This is a genomic window from Virgisporangium aliadipatigenens (genome assembly GCF_016863615.1).
GTDB classification, from domain to species: Bacteria; Actinomycetota; Actinomycetes; order Mycobacteriales; family Micromonosporaceae; genus Virgisporangium; species Virgisporangium aliadipatigenens.
Genome location: NZ_BOPF01000086.1, coordinates 1 through 5,471 on the forward strand (window position 1 = coordinate 1; position 5,471 = coordinate 5,471).

Annotated in this window: 5 protein-coding genes; all 5 read left to right on the forward strand. The window is 73.6% G+C overall.

Annotated elements, in window-relative coordinates; translation table 11 throughout:
• Positions 1-36 precede the first annotated feature (36 nt).
• The 5 genes from Val02_RS46740 (at position 37) to Val02_RS46760 (ending at position 5,413) form a co-directional block, all read left to right on the forward strand.
• Complete coding sequence (locus Val02_RS46740) at positions 37-774, forward strand: (Fe-S)-binding protein (RefSeq protein ID WP_203905852.1); 738 nt, start codon at positions 37-39, stop codon at positions 772-774.
• The gene (locus Val02_RS46745; RefSeq protein ID WP_203905853.1) at positions 771-2,198 is read left to right on the forward strand and encodes a LutB/LldF family L-lactate oxidation iron-sulfur protein; all 1,428 of its coding nucleotides are present in this window, start codon (positions 771-773) and stop codon (positions 2,196-2,198) included. The genes Val02_RS46740 and Val02_RS46745 overlap by 4 nt, the downstream gene beginning before the upstream one ends.
• Complete coding sequence (locus Val02_RS46750; RefSeq protein ID WP_203905854.1) at positions 2,180-2,827, forward strand: LutC/YkgG family protein; 648 nt, start codon at positions 2,180-2,182, stop codon at positions 2,825-2,827. Before Val02_RS46745 ends, Val02_RS46750 begins: the two co-directional genes overlap by 19 nt.
• A 66-nt stretch (positions 2,828-2,893) precedes the next feature.
• Positions 2,894-4,144 (forward strand): type VII secretion-associated serine protease mycosin, encoded by a 1,251-nt coding sequence (mycP, locus tag Val02_RS46755; protein ID WP_373318075.1) that lies wholly within the window; start codon positions 2,894-2,896, stop codon positions 4,142-4,144.
• 39 nt (positions 4,145-4,183) lie between these two features.
• Complete coding sequence (locus tag Val02_RS46760; RefSeq protein ID WP_203905856.1) at positions 4,184-5,413, forward strand: MFS transporter; 1,230 nt, start codon at positions 4,184-4,186, stop codon at positions 5,411-5,413.
• Positions 5,414-5,471: the final 58 nt, after the last annotated feature.

The following is a 5,471-nucleotide window of genomic DNA, read 5'->3' on the forward strand; positions in this document are numbered from 1 at the left end:
TGAGCGGGAAACACTGAGCGGCTGAAGGGGGAGTCGGTGCGGATCGCATTGTTCGTGACGTGCCTCGCGGACACGATGTTCCCGGAGGCGGCGAAGGCGACCGTGCTCCTGCTCGAACGGCTCGGCCACGAGGTGGTCTTCCCCGAGGAACAGACCTGCTGCGGGCAGATGCACGTCAACACCGGCTACCAGGACGCGGCGCTGCCGCTCGTCCGGCGGCACGTGCGGACGTTCGCGCCGTACGACGTGGTGGTCGCGCCGTCCGGCTCGTGCGTGGGGTCCGTGCGGCACCAGCACGCCATGGTGGCCCGCAAGGCCGGTGACGAACGCCTCGCCAGCCGCGCCGAGGACGTCGCCGCGCACACCTACGAGCTGTCCGAACTCCTCGTCGACGTGCTCGGCGTCGAGGACGTCGGCGCCTACTTCCCGCACCGCGTCACGTATCACCCGACCTGCCACTCGCTGCGCATGCTGCGGGTCGGGGACAAGCCGCTGCGGCTGCTGCGCCACGTGCGCGGGCTCGACCTGGTCGAGCTGCCCGCCGCCGACCAGTGCTGCGGCTTCGGGGGGACGTTCGCGGTGAAGAACGCGGACACCTCGACCGCGATGCTCGCCGACAAGATGCGGCACGTGCTCTCCACCGGCGCCGACGTGTGCACCGCCGGGGACGCGTCGTGCCTGATGCACATCGGCGGCGGGCTGTCCCGGCTGCGCACCGGCGTGCGGACCGTCCATCTGGCGGAGATACTGGCCTCCACGGAGGGTGGGCGATGAAGACTTTCCTGGGCACGCCGGCCGTGGCGCCGCGGGGTGTGGGGTTCCTGCGGGGCGATGAGACGTTCCCCCGAGCGGCCAGAAAGGCGCTCGCGGACCCGCAGCTGCGCCGCAACCTCGGCCACGCGACCACCACCATCCGGGAGAAGTCCGGCGCCGTCATCGCCGAGCTGCCCGACTGGCAGGAGCTGCGCGAGGCCGGTCGGGCCCTCAAGGCCGCGACCATGTCCAATCTGGTCGAACTGCTGGAGCAGCTCGAAACGGCCGTGACGAAGGCCGGCGGGACGGTGCACTGGGCCGCGGACGCCCACGAGGCCAACCGCATCGTCACCGATCTGGTGCGCGCCACCGGCGAGCGGCGGGTCATCAAGGTGAAGTCGATGGCCACGATGGAGATCGGGCTCAACGAGGCGCTGGAGTCGGCCGGCATCACACCGGTCGAGACCGACCTCGCCGAGTTGATCGTCCAATTAGGACACGACAAGCCCAGTCACATTCTGGTGCCGGCCATCCACCGCAACCGTTCCGAGATCCGCGAACTCTTCCTGCGCGAGATGCCGGGCGTCGACCCGTCGCTCACCGACGACCCGGCCGCGTTGGCGGCGGCGGCGCGGCGGCACCTGCGCGAGACGTTCCTGCGCACGAAGGTCGCCGTCAGCGGCGCCAACTTCGGCATCGCCGAGACGGGCACGCTCGCCGTCGTCGAGTCCGAGGGCAACGGTCGCATGTGCCTGACGTTGCCGGAGACGCTCATCACGGTCATGGGCATCGAGAAGGTCGTGCCGACGTGGCGGGACCTGGAGGTTTTCCTGCAACTGTTGCCGCGCGCCTCGACCGGCGAACGGATGAACCCGTACACGTCCATGTGGACCGGTGTCACACCAGGCGACGGGCCGCAGGAGTTCCATCTGGTGCTGCTGGACAACGGGCGCAGCGCGGTGCTCGCCGACGAGGTGGGACGGCAGGCGCTGCACTGCATCCGCTGCTCCGCCTGCCTGAACGTCTGCCCCGTCTACGAGCGCGCCGGCGGCCACGCGTACGGCTCCGTGTATCCGGGTCCGATCGGTGCGGTGCTCTCCCCGCAGCTGACCGGCGTCGCCGACAACGCGTCGCTGCCGTACGCCTCGTCGCTGTGCGGCGCGTGCTTCGACGCCTGCCCCGTGAAGATCGACATCCCCACGCTGCTGGTGCACCTGCGGGACGCGGTTCCGCACCCGATGGCGGAGAAGGTGGTGATGGCCGCCGCCGCGCGGACGATGAGCCGGCCGCGCCTGTACCGGGCGGCGCAGCGCGCGGCGCGGCTGAGTCGGTTCGCCGGCCGGCGCGGGAGAGGACTGCCGCCGCCGCTGTCCGGCTGGACGTCGAGCCGGGACATCCCCGCGCCGCCGCCGCAGACGTTCCGCGAGTGGTGGGCCGAACGGTGAGCCGCGACGTGGTGCTCGGCCGGATCCGCGCGGCGCTGGGCGGAGCCGCGCCGCTCCCGCTGGACGTGCCGCGCGACTACCGCCCCGGCGGCGAACTCCCGCCCGGCGATCCGGCGCTCGTGGAGCTGCTCGTCGACCGGCTCGTCGACTACCGCGCGACCGTCCACCGTCTCGCCGGCGACGGCGCGACCGTCCACAGTGGAGATATCGCGGCCCGGGTCGGGGAGATCCTGCCGAGCGGCTGCACCGTCGTGATCCCGCCGGGGCTCCCGCCGGGATGGCTGCCGGACGGGATCGTCGGGGTGCCCGACGACGGGCGTTCCCACGAGTGGCTCGACACCGTCGCCGGGGTCGTGACCGCCGCGACCGTCGCCATCGCCGAGACCGGGACGATCGTGCTCGACGGTTCGCCGGACCAGGGTCGGCGGGTCATCTCGCTCCTGCCGGACCTGCACGTGTGCGTCCTGCGCACGGATCAGGTGGTGGCCTCGGTGCCGGAGGCGCTGCGCCGGCTCACGCCCGGCCGGCCATTGACGTGGATCAGCGGGCCGTCGGCGACGAGCGACATCGAGCTGAACCGCGTCGAGGGGGTGCACGGGCCCCGGAACCTGCACGTCGTCATCGTGTAGGCCTTTCCCCTGGGCCGTCGGCCGCCCGGGGTGCGGCCGGGCGCGCATGCGGTAGCGTCGATGTCCGTGCGGGCCATTCGGGTCATTGCGTCGGTCATCGCGTTGCTCGGGGCGCTGCTGGTCCCGGCCGCGCCGGCCGTCGCGGTGCCCGGGGCGCCTTCGGTGGTGCGCGGGGTGCCTTTGGCGGTGCCCGGGGTGCCGGCGGTGCCGGGGGTGCCTTTGGCGGCGCCGTGCGGGCCGCAGGTGCCGCAGCCGCTGGCCGAGCCGCCGTGGGCGCTCACCCGCCTGCGTCCCGATCTCGCCTGGCCGCTCAGCACCGGCACCGGCGTGACCGTCGCCGTCATCGACTCCGGCGTCTCCGACGACCACCCCACCCTCGCCGGCCGGGTACTGCCCGGCTGGGACCAGCTGCTCGCCGGCGGCCCCGGAAACTGCGACGAGAACGGCCACGGCACGCTCATCGCCGGCATCATCGCCGGCGGCGAGGCCACCAGTGCCGGCTTCCGCTACTACGGCGTGGCGCCCGGCGCGAAGGTCGTGCCGGTGCGGGTGCTGCGGGATCAGCGCCGTTCCGACGAGAACACGCTGTCGGACCGGATCGCCGACGCCATCACCTGGTCCGTCGACAGCGCCGGCGCCGACGTCGTCAACCTCTCGCTCACCACGCCGCCGACGCCCAGGCTAGCGGCGGCCGTCACGCACGCCCTCGCGGTCGGCGCCGTGGTGGTCGCCGCCGCCGGCAACCGCACCGAGAGCGGCGGCAACCGCGACGAGGTGGGATTCCCCGCGGCCTACGACGGCGTCCTCGCGGTGGCCGGCACCAATGCCCAGGACCTTTCCGTGGGAACGTCCATCGCGGGCTCCACAGTGGACATAGCCGCCCCCGGCGAGCGCATCGCCGGCCCCGCACCGGCCGGCAAGGGCTTCGTCTTCACGGCCGAGGGCGGCACCAGCTTCGCCGCGGCGTACGTCTCCGGGGTGGCGGCCCTGATCCGCGCGTACGACCCGACCCTCCCACCCGCCGAGGTGGGTCGTCGCATCACCGATACCGCCGACCACCCGCCCGGCGGCTGGAACCCGGCCGTCGGCCACGGCGTCGTCAACCCGGCCCGTGCGGTCGGCGCGGTGCGGCTGCCCGGACAGGCGGCCGGTGTGCCCCAGGGCAAGATACGCGTCGAACGCCCACCCACCGACCCGATGGCACCGTTGAGGTCGCTGTCGGCGTGGATCGCCGGGTTCGGGGTGCTCGTGGCGGTGCTGGTGCTCGTGGCCGTCCCCGTTGTCCGGCGCGGCCGCGCCCGGGGTTGGCGCCCGTAGCTTGACCCTCGACCCGCTCGACCCCCGAACCTGCACCGCGTGCGGATCTTCTGGGTGTGGCTCGGCGGGCACACGGTGTCGTTGCTCGGTACGCAGGTGTTGGCGTTCGGCATGGGATGGGTGGCTGCGGGCCGCAGCGGGATCCTCGGCGGGCTGGTCCTGACCACGATCACGCTGGCGCGCACGCTGCTGCTGCTCGTCGGCGGGGCGGTCGGGGACCGGTTCGGGGTGTGGCGGACGATGGTCGCCGGCGATGCCGTGATGCTGGTCGTGACGGTCCTGGTCGCCGTCGTCGCCCGGTTCGCCGGCACGCCCGCGTGGCTGCTGCTCCTGGCGGCGCTGGCGATCGGGGTGGTGGACGCGTTCTACCTGCCGTCGTCCGGATCGATGCCCAAGCGGCTGGTCCCGGGGTCCCACCTGGCCCGCGCGATGTCGGCCCGTCAGCTCGCCCACCAGGGAACGGCCTTTCTCGGCGCACCCGTCGGGGGAGTGGTGGTGAGCGCGGTCGGGCTGGCCGGCGCGGCGCTGGTAGACGCGTTCTCGTTCGCCGCGATGCTGGGCGTCCTGCTGCTGTTGCGCCCGCGCGTCTCCGCGGCTGCGCCCGCCGTCGCGCGTGCGGGCGGTGGGCTCCTCGACGGCGCGGTCGACGGGGTGCGGCTGATGGTGGCGGACCGGCTGCTGCGGCCGATGCTGCTGCTCGTGGTCGTCGCGGCCGGCGTGCTCCTGCCGATCCCGTCGCTGCTCATCCCGCTGCTGGCGCACGAACGCCGCTGGTCGGCCGGGACCGCCGGCGTGGTCGTGGGTGCCGTCGCGCTCGCCACCGCCGGTGTGGCCGTCATCGTGCTCATGCGTGGCGCGGGCCGCCGCCCCGGCACGATCGCCGCGCTCGGCCTGCTCGTCGTCGCGGCCGGCGTCCTGGCCCTGGCGGCCGACCTGCCTTTGTCGGCCGCAGTCGACCTTCCGATGACGGCGGCGGCCGGTCCTCCGGTCGCGGCGGCGTTGCTCATCGGGGTCGGCACGGGGCTGTTCGCCACGCATCTGGGGCCGCTCGTCCTGGGCAGCGCACCCGACACCCACCTGGCCCGGGTGCAGTCCGTGGTGATCCTGGCGCAGAGCCTGCCCCTGGTGCTCACCGGCAACGTCCTGGGTGCCACGGCCGACCGCCTCGGTGCGCCCGCCGCGCTTGTGGCATGTGCCGTGGTGCTGGCCGCCACCGGCGCCGCCGCCCTCTCCGCGCAACGCCTCCGCACGGCGACCCTCCCGACTTAACCGGAGGGCAGACTCCGCTTTCAGATGGCGAAAACAGGGTCCGCCCGCTCCGACGCAT

Excerpts from the sequence above, each read along its gene's own strand:
- Val02_RS46745 (WP_203905853.1), top strand. The coding sequence starts at position 771 with ATGAAGACTTTCCTGGGCACGCCGGCCGTGGCGCCGCGGGGTGTGGGG.